Source organism: Mycobacterium hackensackense, assembly GCF_025822555.1.
GTDB classification, from domain to species: Bacteria; Actinomycetota; Actinomycetes; order Mycobacteriales; family Mycobacteriaceae; genus Mycobacterium; species Mycobacterium fluoranthenivorans.
The window spans coordinates 1085731-1106819 of record NZ_JACKUC010000030.1 but is presented as its reverse complement, the minus strand read 5'-3'; the positions used below and the strand labels follow the sequence as shown (position 1 = coordinate 1106819).

The 21089-nt window shown below is 67.5% G+C and carries 21 protein-coding genes; 9 read left to right on the top strand and 12 right to left on the bottom strand.

Going from position 1 to position 21089, the window contains the following annotated elements:
• The first annotated feature begins 156 nt into the window (after positions 1–156).
• Positions 157–1371, top strand: a complete 1215-nt coding sequence (gene fdhA / locus H7J86_RS14745) for a formaldehyde dehydrogenase, glutathione-independent (protein ID WP_090359499.1) — start codon at positions 157–159, stop codon at positions 1369–1371.
• A 2-nt stretch (positions 1372–1373) separates the two neighbouring features.
• Here fdhA and H7J86_RS14740 read toward each other — a convergent pair whose 3' ends face one another.
• On the bottom strand, positions 1374–2048 hold the full coding sequence (locus H7J86_RS14740; protein ID WP_267291800.1) for an SDR family oxidoreductase: 675 nt from the start codon (positions 2046–2048) through the stop codon (positions 1374–1376).
• Between the two features lie 67 nt (positions 2049–2115).
• Here H7J86_RS14740 and ggh point away from each other — a divergent pair, with 67 nt between their 5' ends.
• On the top strand, positions 2116–3456 hold the full coding sequence (ggh, locus tag H7J86_RS14735) for a glucosylglycerate hydrolase (protein WP_267291798.1): 1341 nt from the start codon (positions 2116–2118) through the stop codon (positions 3454–3456).
• On the opposite strand, the gene H7J86_RS14730 is transcribed toward ggh, so the two are convergent.
• The 11 genes from H7J86_RS14730 to H7J86_RS14680 all read right to left on the bottom strand — a co-directional run bounded on the left by H7J86_RS14730 (position 3453) and on the right by H7J86_RS14680 (position 14676).
• Positions 3453–3923, bottom strand: a complete 471-nt coding sequence (locus tag H7J86_RS14730) for a MarR family winged helix-turn-helix transcriptional regulator (RefSeq protein WP_090359493.1) — start codon at positions 3921–3923, stop codon at positions 3453–3455. The two genes, ggh and H7J86_RS14730, sit on opposite strands and share 4 nt — an antisense overlap.
• 69 nt (positions 3924–3992) lie before the next feature.
• Positions 3993–4754 (bottom strand): amino acid ABC transporter ATP-binding protein, encoded by a 762-nt coding sequence (locus tag H7J86_RS14725; protein ID WP_267291796.1) that lies wholly within the window; start codon positions 4752–4754, stop codon positions 3993–3995.
• Complete coding sequence (locus H7J86_RS14720; RefSeq protein ID WP_267292954.1) at positions 4754–6460, bottom strand: ABC transporter substrate-binding protein/permease; 1707 nt, start codon at positions 6458–6460, stop codon at positions 4754–4756. The genes H7J86_RS14725 and H7J86_RS14720 overlap by 1 nt, the downstream gene beginning before the upstream one ends.
• 98 nt (positions 6461–6558) lie before the next feature.
• Positions 6559–7236 carry a GntR family transcriptional regulator gene (locus tag H7J86_RS14715; RefSeq protein WP_267291794.1) on the bottom strand — a complete coding sequence of 226 codons (678 nt, stop codon included), beginning with the start codon at positions 7234–7236 and terminating at the stop codon, positions 6559–6561.
• 1 nt (position 7237) lies between these two features.
• Positions 7238–8014, bottom strand: a complete 777-nt coding sequence (locus H7J86_RS14710; RefSeq protein WP_090359487.1) for an LLM class F420-dependent oxidoreductase — start codon at positions 8012–8014, stop codon at positions 7238–7240.
• A 17-nt stretch (positions 8015–8031) separates the two neighbouring features.
• Entirely contained in the window at positions 8032–10080 is a 2049-nt protein-coding gene (locus tag H7J86_RS14705) for a PhoX family protein (protein ID WP_267291792.1), read from the bottom strand.
• A 58-nt stretch (positions 10081–10138) separates the two neighbouring features.
• A complete protein-coding gene (locus H7J86_RS14700; protein ID WP_267291790.1) occupies positions 10139–11035 on the bottom strand; it encodes an Rv0045c family esterase in 897 nt (298 codons plus the stop codon).
• Positions 11036–11080: 45 nt separating this feature from the next.
• Positions 11081–12169, bottom strand: a complete 1089-nt coding sequence (locus H7J86_RS14695) for an inositol-3-phosphate synthase (protein WP_090359481.1) — start codon at positions 12167–12169, stop codon at positions 11081–11083.
• 53 nt (positions 12170–12222) lie between these two features.
• Positions 12223–12771, bottom strand: coding sequence for a PadR family transcriptional regulator (locus H7J86_RS14690; protein ID WP_090359479.1), 549 nt, complete (start codon positions 12769–12771; stop codon positions 12223–12225).
• A gap of 143 nt (positions 12772–12914) precedes the next feature.
• Complete coding sequence (locus tag H7J86_RS14685; RefSeq protein ID WP_187097551.1) at positions 12915–13781, bottom strand: DUF1707 SHOCT-like domain-containing protein; 867 nt, start codon at positions 13779–13781, stop codon at positions 12915–12917.
• Between the two features lie 37 nt (positions 13782–13818).
• Entirely contained in the window at positions 13819–14676 is an 858-nt protein-coding gene (locus tag H7J86_RS14680) for a DUF1707 SHOCT-like domain-containing protein (protein WP_267291788.1), read from the bottom strand.
• Positions 14677–14777: 101 nt separating this feature from the next.
• Here H7J86_RS14680 and H7J86_RS14675 point away from each other — a divergent pair, with 101 nt between their 5' ends.
• The 7 genes from H7J86_RS14675 (at position 14778) to rplI (ending at position 21070) form a co-directional block, all read left to right on the top strand.
• Complete coding sequence (locus H7J86_RS14675) at positions 14778–15209, top strand: DUF5318 family protein (protein ID WP_090359708.1); 432 nt, start codon at positions 14778–14780, stop codon at positions 15207–15209.
• 109 nt (positions 15210–15318) lie between these two features.
• Positions 15319–17601 (top strand): transglycosylase domain-containing protein, encoded by a 2283-nt coding sequence (locus H7J86_RS14670; protein WP_276065427.1) that lies wholly within the window; start codon positions 15319–15321, stop codon positions 17599–17601.
• Positions 17598–19235: a glycosyltransferase family 87 protein gene (locus H7J86_RS14665; RefSeq protein ID WP_267291784.1), complete on the top strand. Its 1638-nt coding sequence runs from the start codon at positions 17598–17600 to the stop codon at positions 19233–19235. The genes H7J86_RS14670 and H7J86_RS14665 overlap by 4 nt, the downstream gene beginning before the upstream one ends.
• A 190-nt stretch (positions 19236–19425) precedes the next feature.
• The gene (rpsF, locus tag H7J86_RS14660) at positions 19426–19716 is read left to right on the top strand and encodes a 30S ribosomal protein S6 (protein ID WP_018603055.1); all 291 of its coding nucleotides are present in this window, start codon (positions 19426–19428) and stop codon (positions 19714–19716) included.
• A 79-nt stretch (positions 19717–19795) separates the two neighbouring features.
• A complete protein-coding gene (locus H7J86_RS14655; protein WP_090359468.1) occupies positions 19796–20299 on the top strand; it encodes a single-stranded DNA-binding protein in 504 nt (167 codons plus the stop codon).
• A 36-nt stretch (positions 20300–20335) separates the two neighbouring features.
• Complete coding sequence (rpsR, locus tag H7J86_RS14650; RefSeq protein WP_090359466.1) at positions 20336–20602, top strand: 30S ribosomal protein S18; 267 nt, start codon at positions 20336–20338, stop codon at positions 20600–20602.
• A gap of 15 nt (positions 20603–20617) precedes the next feature.
• The gene (gene rplI, locus H7J86_RS14645) at positions 20618–21070 is read left to right on the top strand and encodes a 50S ribosomal protein L9 (protein WP_090359464.1); all 453 of its coding nucleotides are present in this window, start codon (positions 20618–20620) and stop codon (positions 21068–21070) included.
• Positions 21071–21089: the final 19 nt, after the last annotated feature.

Below are 21089 nucleotides of genomic sequence, written 5' to 3'. Positions count from 1 at the left end.
TCCCCACCGTTCGGTTAGTTTCCGCTGCCGATGAGCACGTATTCGCCTTTTCGCATATCGGCGCGCGGATACTGGGCTCCAGGACCGCGCGATGTCGGCGGAAATCCCGTCTGAGAGAACGACATACGGTGATCGCGGTCCGGGTTGGAGTGCGCGATGAGTGATAACCGGATCGTCGTCTACAAGGGTCCCGGCAAGGTGGCCGTCGAGACACTGCCGTACCCGAAACTCGAGGTGCCCGCCGAGGTCGCCGAGGCGATGGGGATGAGTCGCAAGGCCGACCACGGCGTCATCCTCAAGTGCGTGTCGACGAACATCTGCGGGTCGGATCAGCACATGGTGCGCGGACGGACCACGGCGCCGATCGGCCAGACCCTGGGCCACGAGATCACCGGCGAGATCGTCGAGAAAGGTTCGGACGTCCAGTTCCTGGAAGTCGGGGACATCTGCTCGGTGCCGTTCAACATCGCCTGCGGGCGCTGCCGGAACTGTCGCGAGGGGCAGACCGGGATCTGCCTGAACGTCAACCCCGCCCGCGCGGGCTCGGCCTACGGGTACGTCGACATGGGTGGCTGGCTCGGCGGCCAGGCCGACTACGTCATGGTGCCGTTCGCCGACTTCAACCTGCTGAAGTTCCCCGACCGTGATGCCGCGCTGGCCAAGATCCGCGATCTCACGATGCTGTCGGACATCTTCCCCACCGGCTATCACGGCGCCAAGACCGCGGGCGTCACCACGGGGTCGACGGTGTACGTCGCCGGCGCGGGGCCGGTCGGTCTGGCCGCGGCGTACTCGGCACACCTGCTGGGTGCGGCCGTGGTGATCGTCGGTGACCTGAACGCCGAGCGTCTCAAGCAGGCCGAATCATTCGGTTGCGAGACCATCGACATCAGCGCCGACGCCACGCTGGAAGACCAGATCGCCGACATCCTGCACACCAATGAGGTCGACTGTGCCGTCGACGCAGTGGGATTCGAGGCCAGCGGGCACGGCCACGGGGCCGGGGAGCAACCCGCGGCGGTCCTGAACTCGATCATGAGCGCCACCCGGGCCGGTGGATCGCTCGGAATCCCGGGCCTCTACGTCACCGGTGATCCGGGCGGGACGGATGACGACGCCAAGCACGGCACGCTGAAGGTCCGCCTGGGGCTGGGCTGGGCGAAGAGCCACAGCTTCTACACCGGGCAGTGCCCGGTGCTGAAGTACAACCGCGGCCTGATGATGAGCATCCTGCACGACAAGGCCCACATCGCCGATGCGGTGAACGCGACCGTGATCGGGCTGGAGGACGCCCCGGAAGGCTATGCCGCGTTCGACTCAGGCGTGGCGCAGAAGTTCGTGCTGGACCCGCACGGCATGGTCCCGGCCTGAGGTCAGCGGGGGCGGACGACGATCTCGTGCACGTGGCCATCCTCCGGGGTGGCCACGGCATGGGCGACGATCTCGGCGACGGTTTCCGGGCGCAGGAACCGCGCCGGGTCGTAGTCCTTCGCCCCGTCCGATTCATAGGCGACCAGATCGCGCTGCATCTCCGAATCGGTGCGGCCCGGGAACACCGAGGTCACCCGCAGCGACGGTTCGTCGGCACGTAGCGAATCGGCGAACGCCCGCAGCGCGAACTTGCTCGCCGAATAGGACGCCATACCTGCGGATACGGCGCGGCCGGCACCGGAATTGATGAACACCACCTGCCCGCGGGCGGCTCGCAGCTGGGGCAGCAGCGCCAGGGTGAGCGCCACCGCGCCGGTCACGTTCACCTCGAAGCTGGCCCGCCACTGCTCGGCCGAGGATTCCCCGACCCGCCCCGGGTAGAGCACGCCGGCGTTGTGGACCAGCACGTCGAGCTCGCTGAGCACCTCCGTGGCGGCCTCGATCGAGTCGGGGTCGGTGAGCTCCAGCGGCCAGGTCGGGGCACCGAGACGTTCGGCGAGCGCATCGAGCCGGGCCGAGGGCCGGCCGGCCAACAGCAGGGTGTGGGTGGGGGCGAGCGCGGCGGCGATGGCGGAGCCGATGCCGCCGGCGGCGCCCGTGATCAATGCGGTCGGCACCAGTCGAGGGTACCGATCGCGACGTGCCAATCTGCAGAATGACGTCCGGCGTCGCATGATTGATGCGATGCCCCCCGATCCGAGCTTCGCCCCCACGCAACTCGCCGCCCGCGCGGCCTATCTGCTGCGCGGCAATGACCTCGGCGTGATGACCACCGCGGCACCGCTGCTGTACCCGCACATGTGGAGCTGGGACGCCGCCTTCGTCGCGATCGGTCTGGCGCCGCTGAGCGTCGAGCGGGCCGTCGTCGAACTCGACACCCTGCTGTCCGCGCAGTGGCGCAACGGCATGATCCCGCACATCGTGTTCGCCAACGGGGTGGACGGCTACTTCCCGGGCCCGGCCCGGTGGGCCACCTCGGCGCTGGCCGCCAACGCCCCCCGCACCAGGCACACGTCCGGCATCACCCAGCCGCCGGTGCACGCCATCGCCGTGCAGCGGATCCTGGACCGCGCCAAGACCAGGGGCCGCTCCACCCGGGCCGTCGCCGAGGCGTTCCTGGACCGGCGCTGGGCCGATCTGGTGCGCTGGCACCGGTGGCTGGCCGAGAGCCGCGATCAGCAGGGCCACGGCCGCGTCACGCTCTACCACGGCTGGGAATCCGGCATGGACAACTCGCCACGCTGGGACAGTGCGTACGCCAACGTGATTCCGGGCAACGTGCCCGAATACCAGCGCGAGGACAACAAGATCAACACCGACTCGACACAGCGTCCGTCGGATCTGGAGTACGACCGCTACCTGTGGCTGCTCGAGGAGATGAAGTCGGCGCGTTACGACGACGAGCTGCTGCCCAAGGTGATGAGCTTCGCGGTCGAGGACGTCTTCGTCTCGGCGGTCTTCTCGGTGGCCTGCACCGTGCTGGCCGAGATCGGTGAGGACTACAAGCGACCGAACGCCGATGTCCGCGACCTGTACGCCTGGGCCGACCGGTTCCGCGCCGGCGTGATCGAGACTGCCGATGAACGATCCGGTGCGGCAAGGGATTTCGATCTCAGGTCGGAGAAGTGGGTGGCCACCGAGACGGTCGCGCAGTTCTCCCCGCTGCTGTGCGGCGGGCTGCCGCACGACAAGGAGCGGGCCCTGCTCAAACTGCTGGAAGGCCCGCGGTTCTGCGGGCATCCGGACCTGAAGTACTCGCTGATCCCGTCCACCTCGCCGGTATCGCGGGACTTCCGGCCGCGGGAGTATTGGCGCGGCCCGGTGTGGCCGGTGATGACATGGCTGTTCTCGTGGTGTTTCGCCCGGCGGGGCTGGGCCGAGCGGTCGTCGGTGCTGCGCCGGGAAGGGTTGCGCCAGGCCAGCGATGGCACGTTCGCCGAATATTACGAACCGTTCACCGGCGAGCCGCTCGGCAGCATGCAGCAGTCCTGGACCGCTGCCGCGGTACTCGACTGGTTGGGCTAGTTGGACTTCTCGGTCGGGGGTTGATCGCCCAGCCGATCCAGGGAGCCGAGCGCGGCGGCCAGCGTGCGCTGGTCGTCCTCGCTGAGCTTGGCCAACATCTCGGCCAGGAACGTGCGCCGGGCCTCCAGTGCCTCGCGGTGCTGGACGAGGCCGCGCGGGGTGACCTCGACCAGGACCGCACGCAGGTCCGACGGGTCGCGGGAACGCTTGACCAGCCCGAGCTTTTCCAGGCGGCGGATGGCGACGGTGGTGGTGGGTGTGCGGACGCGCTCATGGGCGGCCAGTTCGGTCATCCGGATGGGCCCGCAGTCCAGCAGAGTCAGCAGGATCGACAGCTGGGCCAGCGTCAGGTCACCGGCCTGGCTCTTGTTGGTGGTGTCACCGCGACGCAGCACGGAGAACAGCTTGGAAAGCACCCGCTGGAGCTCCCCGGCCAGCTCAGCGACCTGCGGTTCGGTCTCGACCATAATTCGCTAGTCTAACCTGTCTGTTCCTGCCGGGTCGGCTCCGTGACGAAGTTTCCCGTCACGCGGACCTCACAGTACCTGCGACAGGAAACGGCGTAACCGTTCCGTTTCGGCCGCCTCGAAAATCTGCTCCGGCGGACCGGATTCGACGACCTTGCCGTGATCCATGAACACGACGGTGTCGGCGGTGGACCGCGCGAAGCTCATCTCGTGGGTGACCATGACCATGGTCATCCCGCCCGAGCCGAGTTCGGCGATCAATTCCAGGATGCCCTTGACCAGTTCGGGATCCAGCGCAGAGGTCGCTTCGTCGAAGAACATCACCTGTGGCGACATCGCCAGTGCCCGCGCGATGGCAACCCGCTGCTGCTGGCCACCGGACAGCGTGGCCGGCCGGACATCGGCCTTGTGCCGCAGACCAACCCGGTCCAGCTGGGCCAGGCCGACCTCGCGCGCCGCCTCGACGGACATGCCCTTGAGCTTGCGCGGCGCCAGCGTCACGTTGTCCAGCACGGTGCGGTGCGGAAACAGGTTGAACTGCTGGAACACCATGCCGATCCGCTGGCGCAGCACATCGGGGTTGTCCTTGAGCACCGAACGGCCGTCGAGCAGGATGTCACCGCGGTCGGGTTCGTAGAGCCGGTTCAGGGTGCGCAGCAGCGTCGATTTCCCCGAGCCCGACGGCCCGATGATCGCGGCGGTGCTGCCGGCGGGTACCTGGACATCCACCCCGCGCAGCACCTCGTTCGGCCCGAACGAGAGGTGAATGTCCTTGGCTGCCAAGGAGACCGCAACATTCCCCGTCGCTTCGCTCGCCCCTGGGTCGGCCATCAGATCATCTCCTCTTGCACCGGGGCCGGCCGGCGGCCGGTGCGCAGGCGCTCGTCGATGACGTTCACCAAATGGGTCAACGGGACGGTCAGCAGCAGGTAGAACAAGCCGGCCGCCACCAGGGGGGACAGGTTCCCGGTTTGGGCGTTGAGGTCACGTCCCACCTGGAAGAGCTCCCGCTGGTTGGCGACCAGGCCGAGGAAGTACACCAGCGAGGACGCCTTCAGCAGCGAGATGAACTGGTTCACCAGCGCGGGCAGCACGCGGCGCACCCCCTGGGGCACCACCACCAGCCGCATCGACGAGCGGTAGCTGAAGCCCAGTGCGCGCGAGGCTTCCAACTGTCCGGCCTCCACGCTCTGGATGCCGGACCGGAAGATCTCGCCGACATAGGCCGCCGACATCAACCCGAGCGCGGCGATCCCGAGCGGGTACGGGTTGTTCCCGGTCAGGCCGCCCACGATGGGTCCGATACCCAACCCGATGACCAGGATGATCACCACCTCGGGCAGGCCGCGGAAGATATCGGTGTACACCCGCGCCGGCCAGCGCAGCCACCTCGAGCCCGAGATGCCCGCGATGGCCAGCACCAGACCGAGGAGCACCCCGATGACGGCGGCGCCGGCGGTGAGGATCAACGTGTTCGGCAGCCCGGTCTTGAACAGATCGGGGATGGCTTGTCGGTAGAGGTCCCAGTCCAGGAACGCCGCACCCAATTGGGCCAGGGTGGATTTGGGCGCGGCGCCGCCGGCGGCGGGTGCGCCCGCGTGTTGGGCCGCGATGGCCGCGAAGTCCGGAAGTTGCGGCACCGGAGCGGCTTTCGAGCCCGGCTTCCAACCCGGCGGCAACGCGCGGGGCACCCAGTCGGCGTACAGCCGAGCCCAGGTGCCGTCGGCGATCACCGCATCCAGCCCCGAGTTGAGCGCGTCGATGAGCGCCTTGTTCTCTTTCGCGACGGCCCAGGCGACGAAATTGTCCAGGCTGAAGGTGTTTTCGACGATGACGGCCGGATCGCCCGGCTGCACGGTGCCGACCGCCTGCTGCGACGGCGCGACCCACGCGTCGATCTGACGGGTCTTCAGGCTGGCGTAGACGGTGTTGTAATCGGGGAACTTCACCGGATCCAGGTGCAGGGTGTCCACCACATAGGCTTCCTGCACGGTGCCCTGGACGACGCCGATCCGCTGCCCTTTGGCCAGTTGCGAGAACCCGGCGATGGGCGACCCGGACGGCACGACCAGCGAGAAGTAGCCGAAATCATAGCCATTGGTGAAGCCGACGGTCTTGCGCCGCGCGTCGGTGGTGGTGATCGAGGACGACCCGACGTCGAAGCGGCGGGAGGCGACCTGGGCGAGCAGGCCGGAGAAGTCGGTGCCGACGAAGTTGATCTTCAGGCCGATCCGGTCGGCGACGGCGCGCAGCAGTTCGTTGTCGAATCCGGTGAACTGGCCGGCGGAGTTGATGCAGATGCTCGGTGGTGCATCGGACAGGGTGCCCACGGTGAGCACCCCGGGGACGCCGAGTCCCAGCGCCTTGATGTCGATGCTCTGCAGCGGTTCGACGCCGGCGGTGGTGTACCTGTCGGCGTCGGGACCCTTGGCGGCGGCCGCCAGGTTCGTCGGGAGGGCACTGGCACTGTCCACGCCGGGCGGGGCGCACTGGTCGGCGTGCGCGGGTGCGGCCAACGCCAGCGCACCGGCCATCATGGCGATCAGCACGCAGAGCACCGCCCGGCCGACGCGGTTCGGAACAGACGTCATCGTGGCAACGTAGCCGGTGCGCGGCGGAAGGCGGCGAGTTCGGCTCATTCGGAATCCCGGTGCACGCCGCGGGACGGTATCAGCGGTGCGAGGACGCCGCGGCGCACCAGCTCGGCGAGCATGACCCGGCCCATGTGGGCCGCGCCCCTCTCACACGCGGCGCGCGCGGCATCGGGGTCCCCGACGGCGATGGCGTTCGTCTCGGCCACGTAGTGCGCCAACAGCACCGGCCCGACGTGTTGGTGGTCGGCCCAGAACGCCCGGGGGATGAAGGTCTGCGCCGCACCGATCGCGGCCTGTAACCGTGGTCCGGCATGGTGTTCGACCAGCAGCTGCCGGTACTCCCACGCGATGTTGTGGAAGTTCTCGCTGCGCAGCGCGCCGACGAGGTCCTTGAGCCGTCCGATGGTCTCGGTGTTCGCCTCGGCGGCCGCACCCGCCGATACGAGACCGTTGAGCACCCCGTACAGGTGGTAGTGCTCCAGCAGCACGTGCGCGTCGAAACGCGCGATGAACGCGCCACGGTGATAGCGGGTGGCCACGACACCGTCGTGCTCCAGCTGTGCGACGGCCTCCTGGACCGGGACCCGACTCGTCCCCAGCGCGGCGGCAAGTTCGTTGCGGTCCAACCGGTCTCCGGAACGGAGCTTGCCGGTGAGGATCAGCTGCGCGACGTGGGCGACCACCTGGTCACGTTCGTTGACGCCGTACCGCTTGGGCATGTCACCGGCGGCTGTCGCGCCACCGGACCAGTTCTTCGGCCGCCGAGAGGTCGTAATCCGGGCCGTTCACCCCGACTGTCAGCAGTGAAACACCCAGTGCGGTCACCGCTTCGGCGTTGGCGATCAGGCCGTCGCCACTGCGGTCGACGCCGGCCGACCGCTCGATTGCGGCCGGGTCGCGCCCGGCGTCGGCGCAATGCCGGTCCAGCACGGCGGCCTTGTCCGGGTAGGTCTCCGCGGTGGTGAATCCATGCCAGATGTGCGCGTACTGGGCGACCAGTTTGAGCGTCTTGCGTTCACCTTGACCGCCGATGAGGATGGGGATCTCGCGCACCGGCTGGGGGTTGAGTTTGCCCAGCCGGGAAGTGATCCGCGGCATGGCCGCGGCCAGGTCGTCCAGTCTGCTTCCGACGGTGCCGAATTCGTAGCCGTACTCGTCGTAATCCTTCTCCTTCCAGCCCGATCCGATGCCCAGGATCAACCGGCCGTCGGAGATGTTGTCGACGGTGCGGGCCATATCGGCGAGCAGTTCGGGATTGCGGTAGGAGTTACAGCTGACCAGCGCGCCGATCTCGATACGCGAGGTCTGCTCGGCCCAGGCCCCCAGCATGGTCCAGCATTCGTAATGCGCACCGTCGGGATCGCCGTAGAGCGGGAAGAAGTGATCCCAGTTGAACGCGATGTCCACGCCGAGGTCTTCACAGCGGCGCAGGGCGTCGCGGAGGTGACCGTAGTTGGGGGAGTGCTGGGGCTGCAGCTGAACGCCGATACGAGTCATAGAGACCAACGGTAGCGCTACAGCCCGATCGCGCCACCGTCCCGCCATACCGCGACCACCGCCGGGCGGGCCGGTGCGGTGCCGCCGTCGGGCCAGTGCGACAGCGGGTTGTCCAGGCTGTGATCGTCGCCCTCGCCGGGATGCTGCACGCTGACGGTGACCAGGTCGTCGGTGACGACGGGTCCGCAGGTTTCCGCACCGACCGGCACCGTCAGGAACTGCTTGGTCTCGCCGCGTCGGTTTCCGTCCAGGGCCACCGCGAACAGGCCGTCGTTGGACTTCAGCGCGTTCCCGTCGGTGGAGATCCAGAGATTGCCGTGCCCGTCGAAGGCGACATTGTCGGGGCAGGAGATCGGGCTCACCTTGGTTTTGTCGAAACCACCGAAGTAGGTGTCGGCCGCGGCCGGGTCGCCGCACACCAGCAGCAGGTCCCAGGTGAACGAGGTGCCGCCGTGGTCGTCGGTGATCTCCAGGACCTGACCGTTCTTGTTCTCGTTGCGCGGGTTGGCCGCATCCGGTTTGGCCTTGCCTTCGGCGCCGCGTTTGTCGTTGTTGGTCAGCGCGACGTAGAGCTTGCCGGTCTTGGGGTTGGCCTCGAAATCCTCCGGGCGGTCCATCTTGGTGGCACCGGCCTTGTCGGCCGCCAGCCGGGTGAACACCGCGACGTCCTGGGCCGAGAACCCCTCGATCAGCGATTCGGCCAAACCGGCGGGCCCGGAGTGCAGCAACGGGATCCAGGTTCCGGTGCCGGCGAACGCGCCCGCGGCGGGCAGCTTGCCGCTGCCGTCGATCTCGGTGGCCGGGATATCGCTGGACAGTTTCGCCACGTACAGCGTGCCCTCGTCCAGCAGCGTCATATTGTGCGCAAAATTACCGGGTTGGATCTTCTTGTCCGACACGAACTTGTACATGTAGTCGAAGCGCTCGTCGTCACCGGTGTACACCACGACGGTGCCGTCGCCGGTGACGTAGACATTGGCCGCCTCGTGTTTGAAGCGGCCCAGCGCCGAGTGTTTGACCGGGACCGACGCCGGATCCCACGGGTTGATCTCGATGACGTAGCCGAACCGGTTCACCTCCAGCGGTGTCTTGGCCAGGTCGAAGCGCGGATCGAAGTTCTCCCACTTGAGTTCCGACGGCTCGGTGAGCACGCCATAGCGCTTGTACCGGGCCGGGTCGGCGGGTGCCGTGCCTTCGGCCGCGCCGAAATAGGTGTGGAAGTTCTCTTCGCCGGAAAGGACGGTTCCCCACGGGGTCACCCCACCCGAGCAGTTGGCGAAGGTACCGATCACGGTGCGCCCGGCCGGGTCCGCGGCGGTCCGCACGGCGGGTGATCCGGCCGCGGGCCCGGTCAGGGTGAACGGTGTGTCGGCGGTGATGCGGCGGTTGTAGCGGCCCATGACGGGGCGTAGCCCACCCTGCGGGCTGCGCTGCACCTCGACGACGGACAGGCCGACCGCGCCGGTCTCGATGTCGAACTGCTCGCGGGTCGGCGCGTCGGCGTCGTAGCCGTGGAACATGAACTGCGGGCTGACGTATTCGTGGTTGCTCACCAGCAGGTAGTGCCCGGCGACGCCCTCGATGGGCAGCAGCGCGGCGAAGTCGTTGTTGAACCCGAACTGTGCGCGCTGCGCGGCGCCGGTCTGGCGTTTGACGTCGAACACGGGCGCGCCCGGCAGGACCGGGTCACCCCAGGCGATCACCACGCGCTGCTGGTAGCCGTCGGGGACCACCACGGCGTCCTCGGTATTGGGTGCGACGCTCTCGAACCGCATCCCGGGCAGCGGTTCGCCGGATGGCGCGGCGGAAGACGAAGGTGCGGTGGATGTTTCGCCGGCACAGGCGGCGAGTGCCGATCCGGCACCGACGGCCAGCACCGCGACACCGGTCGCGCGCAGCACCGACCGCCGCGACATCGCCGCCACGATATCGCCGAAGTAGGCGTTGTCGCTGGTGTTGGGGGCGGGCCTGGAACAGGCGTCCCCGCATCGATTGCGGCAGGTCACATGCTGGCGGCCAGAGCGGCCGTGATGGGAGACAAGCAGATTCAGCGGAACGAGGGCCATGGCCGGCGAACCTACGCGAGCCTGGCAATCAGCTGGTGAACTGCTGGGAAAGTCCCGGTTATCCGAGGATCTCGCGTAGCAACTCGACCAGTTTCGCCGGCTGGTCACCCTGGACGGAATGCCCGGCGCCCTCGACCACATGGGTGCGCCGGAAGCCCGGGGCGGTGCGGGCGAAGGTCGCGGCGTCCTCGTCGTTGACGAAGAACGAGTTGGCACCCCGGATGAGCGTGGTGGGCATGCTGATGGCCGGTACGTCATCCCAGAGTCCCTCGAATCCGTCGCCCTTGCGGAACGAGTCGTAACGCCACGTCCAGGAGCCGTCGTCGAGCTGTTTGGAGTTGTGGAACACCCCGCGCCGCAACGAGTTCCGGTCCCGGTGGGGTGCCGCGGCGACGGTGGCCTCCAGGATGGCCTCGAAGGTGGGAAAGGTCCGGTTCTCCTGAACCAGTGCGACGGTGCCCATCTGAGCCTTGGTCATCTCGGTGTGCCGTTCGGGAGCCGACGGTGTCACGTCGACGAGGACGAGCTCGGGCACCAGCGCGGGTTCGGTGGCCGCGATGCGCAGCGCCGTCAGCCCGCCCAGGGACATGCCGACCACCAGCCGGGTGTCGGGGGCGTGCTCGCGCAGGATCGGCGCGATGGCCTGGGCTCCGAGCTTGGGGCCGTAGTCACCGTCCGCGCGCCACGCCGAGCGGCCGTGCCCGGGCAGGTCGATGGCCAGGGCCGGCACCTCGAGCCCGAGGATGACGGTGTCCCAGGTGTGCGCATTCTGTCCGCCGCCGTGCAGGAACACCACCCGGGGTGACTCGGTACCCCACTTGAGGAAGCTGACCCGGCCGGCGTCGACGCGCGTCACCGGCGGGATCGCGGTGGCGCCGATCTGTGCGGCGTTCTCGTGCAACAGGCCGAACTCGTCGAGGTCGGCCAGGTCGTCATCCGGGATCTGTGGAGTCATACCCGCAATCATTACGGGTACGACTCCACAAATCGCCGGTTGGGGCTATCCGTGGATGAAGTTCTCCAGCTCGGTGCGGGCGACATCGTCGGCCAGCTGCTTGGGCGGGCTCTTCATCAGGTAGGCCGAGGCCGGGATGATCGGGCCGCCGATACCGCGGTCCTTGGCGATCTTCGCGGCGCGCACGGCGTCGATGATGATGCCGGCCGAGTTCGGCGAGTCCCACACCTCGAGCTTGTACTCCAGGTTCAGGGGCACATCGCCGAAGGCGCGGCCTTCCAGACGCACATAGGCCCACTTGCGGTCGTCGAGCCACGCGACGTGGTCCGACGGGCCGATGTGCACGTTCTTGTCATCGATCTTGCCGGCCAGCGAGCCGGTCAGGTTCGACGTGACGGCCTGGGTCTTGGAGACCTTCTTGGATTCCAGGCGCTCGCGCTCGAGCATGTTCTTGAAGTCCATGTTGCCGCCGACGTTGAGCTGGTAGGTGCGGTCCAGGGTGACGCCGCGGTCCTCGAACAGCTTGGCCATCACGCGGTGGGTGATGGTGGCGCCGACCTGGCTCTTGATGTCGTCACCGACGATCGGGACACCGGCATCCTCGAACTTCTTGGCCCACACCGGATCCGAGGCGATGAACACGGGCAGGGCGTTGACGAACGCCACCTTGGCGTCGATGGCGCACTGGGCGTAGAACTTGTCGGCCTCGTCGGAGCCGACCGGCAGGTAGGACACCAGCACGTCGACCTTGGCGTCCTTGAGTGCCTTCACCACGTCGACGGGCTCGGCGTCGGAGATCTCGATGGTCTCGGCGTAGTACTTGCCGATGCCGTCCAGAGTCGGCCCACGCTGCACGACGATGTCCGTCGGCGGCACGTCGGCGATCTTGATGGTGTTGTTCTCCGAGGCGAAGATGGCCTCCGAGAGGTCGAATCCGACCTTCTTGGCGTCGACGTCGAACGCGGCGACGAACTTCACGTCGCGCACGTGGTACTGGCCGAACTTGACATGCATCAAGCCGGGCACCGAGGCGTTCTCGTCGGCATCCTTGTAGTACTGGACGCCCTGGACGAGTGAGGACGCGCAGTTGCCCACGCCGACGATAGCGACCCGAACTTCGTTCGACTCAGACATGTAACGCTCTCCTTCTCTTACTGAACTTCGTGCTGGATGCTGAACAGGGCTGATCAGGGTTGTGACTCCGGGCGGCCCTGCGCCACCCGTTCGGCTGCGATCAACTCGTTGAGCCATTTCACTTCGCGCTCACTGGATTCCAGGCCCAGCTGATGCAACTGCTTGGTGTAGCGATCGAAGGAACTGCTGGCCCGGGCGATGGCCTCCCGCAGGCCCTCGCGACGTTCCTCGACCTGGCGCCGCCGGCCTTCCAGGATCCGCATCCTGGCTTCGGCCGGCGTGCGATTGAAGAAGGCCAGATGTACCCCGAAACCGTCGTCGGTGTAGTTCTGTGGCCCGGTGTCGGCGACCAGCTCGGTGAAGCGTTGCGTGCCCGATTCGGTGAGCTGATAGACGCGCCGCGCCCGACGGACCTTGAGGGTGCCTTCGGGTGCCGCGTCCTCGACGATCAGGCCGTCGGCCTGCATGCGCCGCAGTGCCGGATAGAGGGAGCCGTAGGAGAACGCCCGGAACGCGCCCAACAGCCCGGTCAGCCGTTTGCGTAGTTCGTAGCCGTGCATGGGCGACTCGAGCAGCAGTCCGAGAATGGCGAGCTCCAGCACCGAATCACCTCCCCCTCAGAGCGAACCTTGGACGTACTTGTCAAAGTCGAACGAATGTCACGTCGACTCAACACGTCGGGCAATTGTATCGCGCCGATATATTCGGCGCTACGTGTGCCCGATATGCCGGGCGACGTATCGGGCTATCCGGCGTAGTTCACGCGTTTGATGGTGCCGTCCCCGTTGAGCTCGATATAGCCGCTGTTGCCGAACTTCGGTGACACGTAGACGCTGATCTCGATGGCCCCGGGCGGGGCGGTGATATCGCTGTTGGGCTCGATGCTGACGTGGGTGCTCTTCACCTCGGCGGGGTTGATGCCCACGCTCTCCGCGGCGCCCCGGATGATCCCGACCATCTTCGGGATGTCGAAGGCGCCCAGGTCGACCACCTTGTCGCCGTCACTCACGTTCGTCTCGGACGGATCGTCCCAGCCGCCGCGGTAGTAGTAGTTCAGCGCCCGCCGGGGCTCCTTCGGATCGGGGCGGGTCAACGAGGCGTAATCCTCGAAGATGGTGATGCTGTAGCCCTTGGTATCGCCGAACTTCTGCCGCATCTGCTCGAACAGACCGGTCAGCCCGCCCAGTGACTGCAATTGCCTGGGTGGCGTCAACACGGTGGCCGGGATGCCGTCGGCCTTGGCACCGGGGTCGGTGGTGAAACTCAGCGGTGAGGACGAGTTGCCGTACAGGCCCCACCCGATGGCGATGCCCAGCATCACCAGCACGGCGGCCGTCGCCACCCGAAGGCCCCAGCCCCCGCCGGCGGCGGTGCCCGCCAGGGTGCGTTCCGGTTTCAGGTTGGGCAGGGTGACCGGGGCATTGCCCACCTGGAGGTCGCTGACCAGATTCTGCAGCGCGCCGAGGGTGGCCGCATTGGTGGCCGCGCTGACGCGCTCACGGTGCTCCTCCATGGACAGCTGCCCTTCGGACAGCGCGGTGTCGAGCACCTTGCATGTGTCGTTGCGGTCGGTGTCTTTGGCCCGCGTTGCTGCTGTCTGCCGTGTCGCCACGCGATGATCGTAGAAGTTCCTATGTTCTGACTGCAGGTCAGCTGGGATTCTCGACGCGTTTCACCTTTGCGGACGGATCGAGATAGAGGTAACCGCTGGAGCCCGATGTGGTGGTGATCTTCACCAGCAGCTCGAGTCCGCCCTCGGCGGCGACGTGGTCGATATCGAGATAGCTGCTCGACACGTCGGCCGGCGCGATGTTCAGCGTCGCCGGGGCGGCGGCCAGCGCCGCCGCGGTGGCCGGAATGTCGAAGGCGGCCAGATCGGTCAGGTCGTCGCCATCGGACCGCGCGCGCTTGGACGGGTCGTCCCAGCCGCCGCGGTAGGGGTAGATCACCTTCGACTGCTCATCGGCCGGGTCGGGCCGGGCCAGCGATGCCTGGTCGGTCCCGATGGCGAGTTCGTAGCCCATGGTGTCGCCGAACCGGGCGCGCATCGCCTCGATGACCGCACTCAGGCCTTCGACGGTGTGCAGGTCGCGCACCGGGGTGATGACGGCCGGGGGCACGGTGTCGGGTGCGACGGTCGGCGCCGGCGGCGCGAGTGCCACCGGTGATTCGGGCACCGGTGCGGCCGGACCCGGGTTGCTGGCCGGGGCGTCGTCACCGCCCCAGTCGACGGCCGTGGCGAGGACGACCAGGACCGCGGCGGTGATACCGGCCGCAGCCACCAGCACGTTGCGCTTGGCGCGGGTGCGGGCGGGCGGCTGGTCCTGCTCGGTCGGCTGCAGATCGGCCACGAGGGCCTCCAGCTCGCCGAGGGTGGTGGCCGTCACGGCGGTCTGCACCCGGCGCCGGTGCTCCTCCCCGGAGAGCTGCCCATCGGCCAGGGCGTTGTCCAGAAGTCGGCAGGTCGCGTCACGGTCACTGTCCTTCGCCCGTGTGCGTGCAGCCATGGCGAAGATCGTATTGCCGGGGGTGCGACAGCGCCGACGCACAGCGTTCTTCAGCGCCCGTCCTCACTCCGCTGCCGGGGCACCGACGTACTCTGGTGAGCGTGCGATTGCAGCGACAGGTGGTGGATTACGCGCTCCGGCGCCGATCCCTGCTGGCCGAGGTGTATTCCGGACGTACCGGGGTGACCGAGGTGTGCGACGCCAATCCTTACTTATTGCGTGCCGCCAAATACCACGGGAAACCCAGTTCGGTGATGTGCCCGATCTGCCGCAAGGAGCAGCTCACCTTGGTGTCCTGGGTCTTCGGTGACCATCTCGGTCCGGTGTCGGGCTCTGCCCGCACCGCCGAGGAGCTGGTGCTGTTGGCGACGCGCTACGACGAATTCGCGGTACATGTGGTGGAGGTATGCCGGACCTGCAGTTGGAACCATCTGGTCAAGTCGTATGTGCTCGGCGCGCCTCGGTCGCCGAAGGCCCCGAAGGCGCCTCGCACTCGAACGGCGCGTTCCGGCGCGCGTACGGCCAGTGAATAGCGAAGGGCGCCATACGAGGTCAGCGGGTGATGCCGAACGCGAGCACACCGCTGCACCGGGCGCACACCGCCGGGCGAACGTTCCGCCCGATGACCGTCAGACCACGCTGTTGCCGCCCGTGCGCAACGCCACCGCGGCGCACCTGCGTGACCCGATCGACGTCGTCAAGGCCGCATTGGACGGCGCACCGCCGCGCAAACCACCACCGCCGGCACCCCCGCGCCCGCCCACGGGCGGACCTCCGCCCGGCCCGACTGGACCTTCCAGGGCGCCGGGCCGCAGCTTCCAGTGGAAGTGGGTACGCCGCGCCGTCTATCTCGGGCTGGTGCTGTTTCTCGTCCTGCCGTTCGTCACGTTCGCGATGGCCTATCTCATCGTCGACGTGCCCAAGCCCGGTGACATCCGCACCGCGCAGGTCTCGACGATCCTGGCCAGTGACGGCAGCGAGCTGGCGAGAATCGTTCCGCCCGAGGGCAACCGCAACGACGTCAGCATCAATCAGATCCCGGTGCACGTCCGTGATGCGGTGATGGCCGCCGAGGACCGCGACTTCTACAGCAACCCGGGCTTCTCGCTGTCGGGGTTCGCGCGCGCCTTCAAGAACAACATCTTCGGCGGTGACCTGCAGGGTGGCTCGACCATCACGCAGCAGTACGTCAAGAACGCCTTGGTCGGCGATGCCCGCTCCGGGGTGGGCGGGTTGGTCCGCAAGGCCAAGGAACTCGTCATCTCGACGAAGATGTCGCGGGAATGGGGCAAGGACCAGGTTCTGGAGTCCTACCTCAACATCATCTATTTCGGACGCGGGGCGTACGGCATCTCGGCCGCGGCCAAGGCGTATTTCGACAAACCCGTCGAACAACTCGATGTCGCCGAGGGCGCCCTGCTGGCGGCGCTGATCCAGCGGCCCTCCACGCTGGACCCCGCGGTCGATCCCGAGGGCGCGGCCGAGCGGTGGAACTGGGTGCTCGACGGCATGGTCGACATCGGTGCGCTGTCCAAGACCGACCGGGCCGCCCAGGTGTTCCCGCCGACGGTGCCGCCCGAGCAGGCCAGCGCGGCGAACCAGACCACCGGTCCCAACGGGCTGATCGAACGGCAGGTCACCAAGGAACTGCTGGACCTGTTCAACATCAACGAGCAGACGCTGAACACCGAGGGCCTGCAGGTCACCACCACCATCGACCCGACCGCGCAGAAGGCGGCCGAGGACGCCGTCACCAAGACGCTCGACGGGCAGATGCCCGATATGCGCGCGGCCGCGGTCTCGATCGACCCGAAGACCGGCGGCATCAAGGCCTACTACGGCGGCTCCGACGCCCAGGGTTTCGATTTCGCCCAGGCCGGTCTCCCGACGGGGTCGTCGTTCAAGGTGTTCGCTCTGGTCGCCGCGCTGCAGCAGGGTATCGGCCTGGGTTACCAGATCGACAGCTCGCCGGTGACGGTCAACGGCATCAAGATCACCAACGTCGAGGGCGAGGGTTGCGGGGTCTGCAATATCGCCGAGGCGTTGAAGCGGTCGCTCAACACCAGCTATTACCGGCTGATGCTCAAGCTCAAGAACGGGCCGCAGGACGTGGCCGACGCCGCGCACCGCGCCGGCGTCGCCGAGAGCTTCCCCGGTGTCGAGCACACCTTGAGCGAGGACGGCAAGGGCGGACCGCCCAACAACGGCGTGGTGCTGGGCCAGTACCAGAGCCGGGTCGTCGACATGGCCTCGGCCTACGCGACTCTGGCCGACTCGGGCGTCTACCACAAGCCGCACTTCGTGCAGAAGGTCGTCGACGCGGACGGCAAGGTCCTCTTCGATGCCTCGCAGCAGGACAACAGCGGCGAGCAGCGCATCGACAAGGCCGTGGCCGATAACGTCACCGCGGCGATGCAGCCGATCGCCGGCTGGTCCAGGGGACACAACCTGGCCGGGGGCCGTGCCTCGGCGGCCAAGACCGGTACCAACCAGCTGGGCGACACCGACGCCAACCGGGACGCCTGGATGGTCGGGTACACGCCGTCGCTGTCGACGGCGGTGTGGGTGGGCACCACCTCGGGTACCAAGCCTCTGGTCAACGAATGGGGCGGACCGGTGTACGGGTCCGGGCTGCCATCCGATATCTGGAAGGCCACGATGGACGGTGCGCTCAAGGGCACCGACAACGAGACCTTCCCCAAGCCGACCGATATCGGTGGCTACGCCGGCGTGCCGCAGGCACCCCCGCCGCCGCCCGTGGCGCCGGTGCCGCCCCCGCCGTCGGAGACCGTCATCCAGCCGACCCTGGAGATCGCGCCCGGTGTGACCATCCCGTGGGGTCCGCCGACCACGGTGCCGCTGGGACCGCCCCCGCCGGGTGATCCCAATGCGCCGGCGCCGCCGCCCGGCCCGCCGCCACCGTGACCGAACCGGACGAGCAGCAGACGGTTTCCCCGGCACCGCTGGCGCGTGATCTGCGCAGTGCTCATGACCGGGACCTGCCCAGCCGCACGGATGTGATCGGTGCGGCGCTGTCGCACACCATCGGTGGCCCGGTGGGGCGGCACGCGCTCATCGGGCGCACGCGGTTCTTCACCCCGCTGCGGGTGATGCTGGTGATCGGTGTGATCTTCCTGGCGCTGGGCTATTCGACGAAGGCCGCGTGCCTGCAGTCCACGAGCACCGGTACCGCGGCCCAGCGTGTCGCCAACTGGCAGAATCAGCGGGCTTACTACGAGTTCTGCTACTCCGACACCGTGCCGCTCTATACCGCGGAACTGTTGAACCAGGGCAAGTTTCCATACAAGTCCAGCTGGGTGGACACCGACAGCACGGGCAAACCCAACGTCCAGTACGACGGCAGCCCGGCGATCCGCTATATGGAATATCCGGTGCTGACGGGCATCTACCAGTACCTGTCCATGACGCTGGCCAAGACGTATTCGGCTCTGACGAAGCTGGTTTCGGTGCCGTTGGTCGCCGAGGTGGTGATGTTCTTCAACATCTCCGCGTTCGGGTTGGGGCTGGCGTGGCTGGCGACAATATGGGCGACGGCCCTGCTGGCCGGCCGGCGGATCTGGGATGCGGCGTTGGTCGCGGCCTCACCGCTGGTGATCTTCCAGATCTTCACCAACTTCGATGCGCTGGCCGCCGCGTGTGCGGCCGGCGCGATGCTGGCGTGGGCACGCCGAAAACCCGCTGTGGCGGGTGTGCTCATCGGTGTCGGGGTGGCGCTCAAGCTGTACCCGTTGCTGCTGTTGGTGCCGCTGGTGATCCTGGCGCTGCGCACCGGACGGTGGCGGGCGACGGGGACCACGGCACTGGCCGCGGTGGCCGCCTGGATCGTGGTGAATCTGCCTGTGCTGCTGCTGTTCCCACGCGGCTGGTCGGAATTCTTCCGGCTCAACACCCGCCGCGGTGATGACATGGATTCGCTGTACAACGTGGTGAAGTCGTTCACCGGGTGGCGTGGCTTCGATCCCGATCTCGGGTTCTGGGAGCCGCCCTCGGTCACGAACGCGGTGACGGCGGTGTTGTTCGTCGTGTGTTGTGTGGGGATCGCGTACGTCGCGCTGACCGCACCGCACCGGCCGCGGGTGGCGCAATTGGCCTTCCTGGTGGTCGCCGCCTTCCTGCTGACCAACAAGGTGTGGAGCCCGCAGTACTCGCTGTGGCTGGTGCCGCTGGCCGTTCTCGCCCTGCCGCACCGGCGAATCCTGTTGGCGTGGATGACGATCGATGCGCTGGTGTGGATACCGCGAATGCTGTACCTGTACGGGGAGCAGAACCGCGGGCTACCGGAGCAGTGGTTCACCGCGACGGTGTTGCTGCGCGATATCGCGGTGTTCGCGTTGATCGCGTTGGTGATCCGACAGATCTACCGGCCCGAGCTGGATCTGGTGCGCCATCACGGCACCATCGACGACCCGTCGGGCGGCGTGTTCGACGGGGCGCCCGACGCCTTCCCGAAGTGGCTGCCCGAGCGGTTGCGGCCGCGGCAGGTCCTGGTGGGACCCGAGCCCGCCTCGGATGCCGAGCTGGCCGACGCCGCCCGCTGACGCGAATTCCGACGTTTCGGTGGTTCATGCGCCGCGGTAGCCACCAAAACGTCGGGAACGACGGCCGGGTATCGCGCGATTTCGCAGATCAGCGGCCTGGCCTGTAGCCTGGTCAGGTTGCCGACGCAGGCGACCCTCCTGCCACGGACACGCCGTGGCCGCAACGACCATAGGAGGTGATGGGTTTCTCATGCGTCCATACGAAATCATGGTCATTCTTGACCCCACTCTCGACGAGCGCACCGTAGCTCCGTCGCTGGAGACGTTCCTGAACGTCATCCGCAAGGATGGCGGTTCCGTCGACAAGGTCGACATCTGGGGCCGTCGCCGGCTGGCCTACGAGATCGCCAAGCACGCCGAGGGCATCTACGCCGTCGTCGACGTCAAGGCCGAGCCGGCCACGGTGTCCGAGCTGGACCGCCAGCTCAACCTGAACGAGTCCGTGCTGCGGACCAAGGTGATGCGGACCGACAAGCACTAGGCCGATACACGCCGCCCATGTCGGGTGCGTTGCGTAGGCTCGCGCCCAACATAGGCTGCCCACTGCCCAGGAGGACCTCGTGGCTGGTGACACTGTCATCACCGTTATCGGAAACCTGACCGCCGACCCGGAACTGCGGTTCACGCCGTCCGGAGCGGCCGTCGCCAACTTCACGGTGGCGTCCACTCCCCGGACGTTCGACCGTCAGACGAATGAGTGGAAGGACGGCGAAGCGCTGTTCCTCCGCTGCAACATCTGGCGGGAGGCGGCCGAGAACGTGGCCGAAAGCCTCACCCGGGGGTCGCGCGTCATCGTCTCCGGCCGGCTCAAGCAGCGGTCCTTCGAAACCCGTGAGGGTGAGAAGCGCACCGTCGTCGAGCTCGAGGTCGATGAGATCGGCCCCTCGCTGCGGTATGCGACGGCCAAGGTCAACAAGGCCAGCCGCGGCGGCGGTGGCGGCGGCGGTGGTGGATTCGGCGGCGGATCGAGTCAGCCGCGCAGTGCGGAGCCGAAGGACGATCCGTGGGGCAGTGCTCCCGCGGCGGGCTCCTACAGCGGCGCTGACGAAGAACCGCCCTTCTGACATACACAGACGAACATTTGAGAAAGAGATAGACCCATGGCCAAATCCGGTAGTACCAAGCGGCGGCCGGCACCCGAAAAGCCGGTCAAGACCCGCAAGTGCGTGTTCTGCTCCAAGAAGGGCAAGGGGCAGGACATCAACTACAAGGACACCGCGCTGCTGCGCACCTACATCAGCGAGCGCGGCAAGATCCGTGCCCGCCGGGTGACCGGCAACTGCGTCCAGCATCAGCGCGACGTTGCCGTCGCGGTGAAGAACGCCCGTGAGGTGGCTCTGCTGCCGTTCGGTTCGTCGACGCGGTAAGGGAGGAACCACATCATGAAGCTGATTCTCACCGCAGAGGTTGACCACCTGGGTGTCGCCGGCGACGCCGTCGAGGTCAAGGACGGCTACGGCCGTAACTACCTGCTCCCGCGCGGGCTGGCCATCGTGGCCTCCCGTGGCGCCGAGCGTCAGGCCGACGAGATCCGTCGTGCCCGCGAAACCAAGGAGATCCGCGGCGTCGAGCACGCCAACGAGCTCAAGCAGGCCATCGAGGCCCTCGGCCCGGTCGCTCTGGCGGTCCGCGCCGGCGAGGGCGGCAAGCTGTTCGGTTCGGTGACCCAGGCCTCCGTGGTCGCGGCCATCAAGAAGGCCGGCGGCCCGAACCTGGACAAGCGCACCGTCGACCTGCCCAAGGCACACATCAAGGCGGTCGGGACGCACCCGGTCGGAGTGCGGCTGCACGCGGGCGTGACCGTGTCGGTCCCGCTCAACGTCGTCGCCGAGTAGGCTCGGTACTCCTCACGTA

What these genes read in the sequence shown, in the direction of transcription:
- H7J86_RS14695 (WP_090359481.1), bottom strand. Translation starts at nt 12,169, where the DNA reads ATGTCTGAGTCGAACGAAGTTCGGGTCGCTATCGTCGGCGTGGGCAAC.
- ggh (WP_267291798.1), top strand. Translation starts at nt 2,116, where the DNA reads ATGCCCCCCGATCCGAGCTTCGCCCCCACGCAACTCGCCGCCCGCGCG.
- rpsR (WP_090359466.1), top strand. Translation starts at nt 20,336, where the DNA reads ATGGCCAAATCCGGTAGTACCAAGCGGCGGCCGGCACCCGAAAAGCCG.
- rplI (WP_090359464.1), top strand. Translation starts at nt 20,618, where the DNA reads ATGAAGCTGATTCTCACCGCAGAGGTTGACCACCTGGGTGTCGCCGGC.
- H7J86_RS14730 (WP_090359493.1), bottom strand. Translation starts at nt 3,923, where the DNA reads ATGGTCGAGACCGAACCGCAGGTCGCTGAGCTGGCCGGGGAGCTCCAG.
- H7J86_RS14705 (WP_267291792.1), bottom strand. Translation starts at nt 10,080, where the DNA reads ATGGCCCTCGTTCCGCTGAATCTGCTTGTCTCCCATCACGGCCGCTCT.
- H7J86_RS14720 (WP_267292954.1), bottom strand. Translation starts at nt 6,460, where the DNA reads ATGATGGCCGGTGCGCTGGCGTTGGCCGCACCCGCGCACGCCGACCAG.
- H7J86_RS14700 (WP_267291790.1), bottom strand. Translation starts at nt 11,035, where the DNA reads ATGACTCCACAGATCCCGGATGACGACCTGGCCGACCTCGACGAGTTC.
- H7J86_RS14725 (WP_267291796.1), bottom strand. Translation starts at nt 4,754, where the DNA reads ATGGCCGACCCAGGGGCGAGCGAAGCGACGGGGAATGTTGCGGTCTCC.
- fdhA (WP_090359499.1), top strand. Translation starts at nt 157, where the DNA reads ATGAGTGATAACCGGATCGTCGTCTACAAGGGTCCCGGCAAGGTGGCC.
- rpsF (WP_018603055.1), top strand. Translation starts at nt 19,426, where the DNA reads ATGCGTCCATACGAAATCATGGTCATTCTTGACCCCACTCTCGACGAG.
- H7J86_RS14710 (WP_090359487.1), bottom strand. Translation starts at nt 8,014, where the DNA reads ATGACTCGTATCGGCGTTCAGCTGCAGCCCCAGCACTCCCCCAACTAC.
- H7J86_RS14715 (WP_267291794.1), bottom strand. Translation starts at nt 7,236, where the DNA reads ATGCCCAAGCGGTACGGCGTCAACGAACGTGACCAGGTGGTCGCCCAC.
- H7J86_RS14680 (WP_267291788.1), bottom strand. Translation starts at nt 14,676, where the DNA reads ATGGCTGCACGCACACGGGCGAAGGACAGTGACCGTGACGCGACCTGC.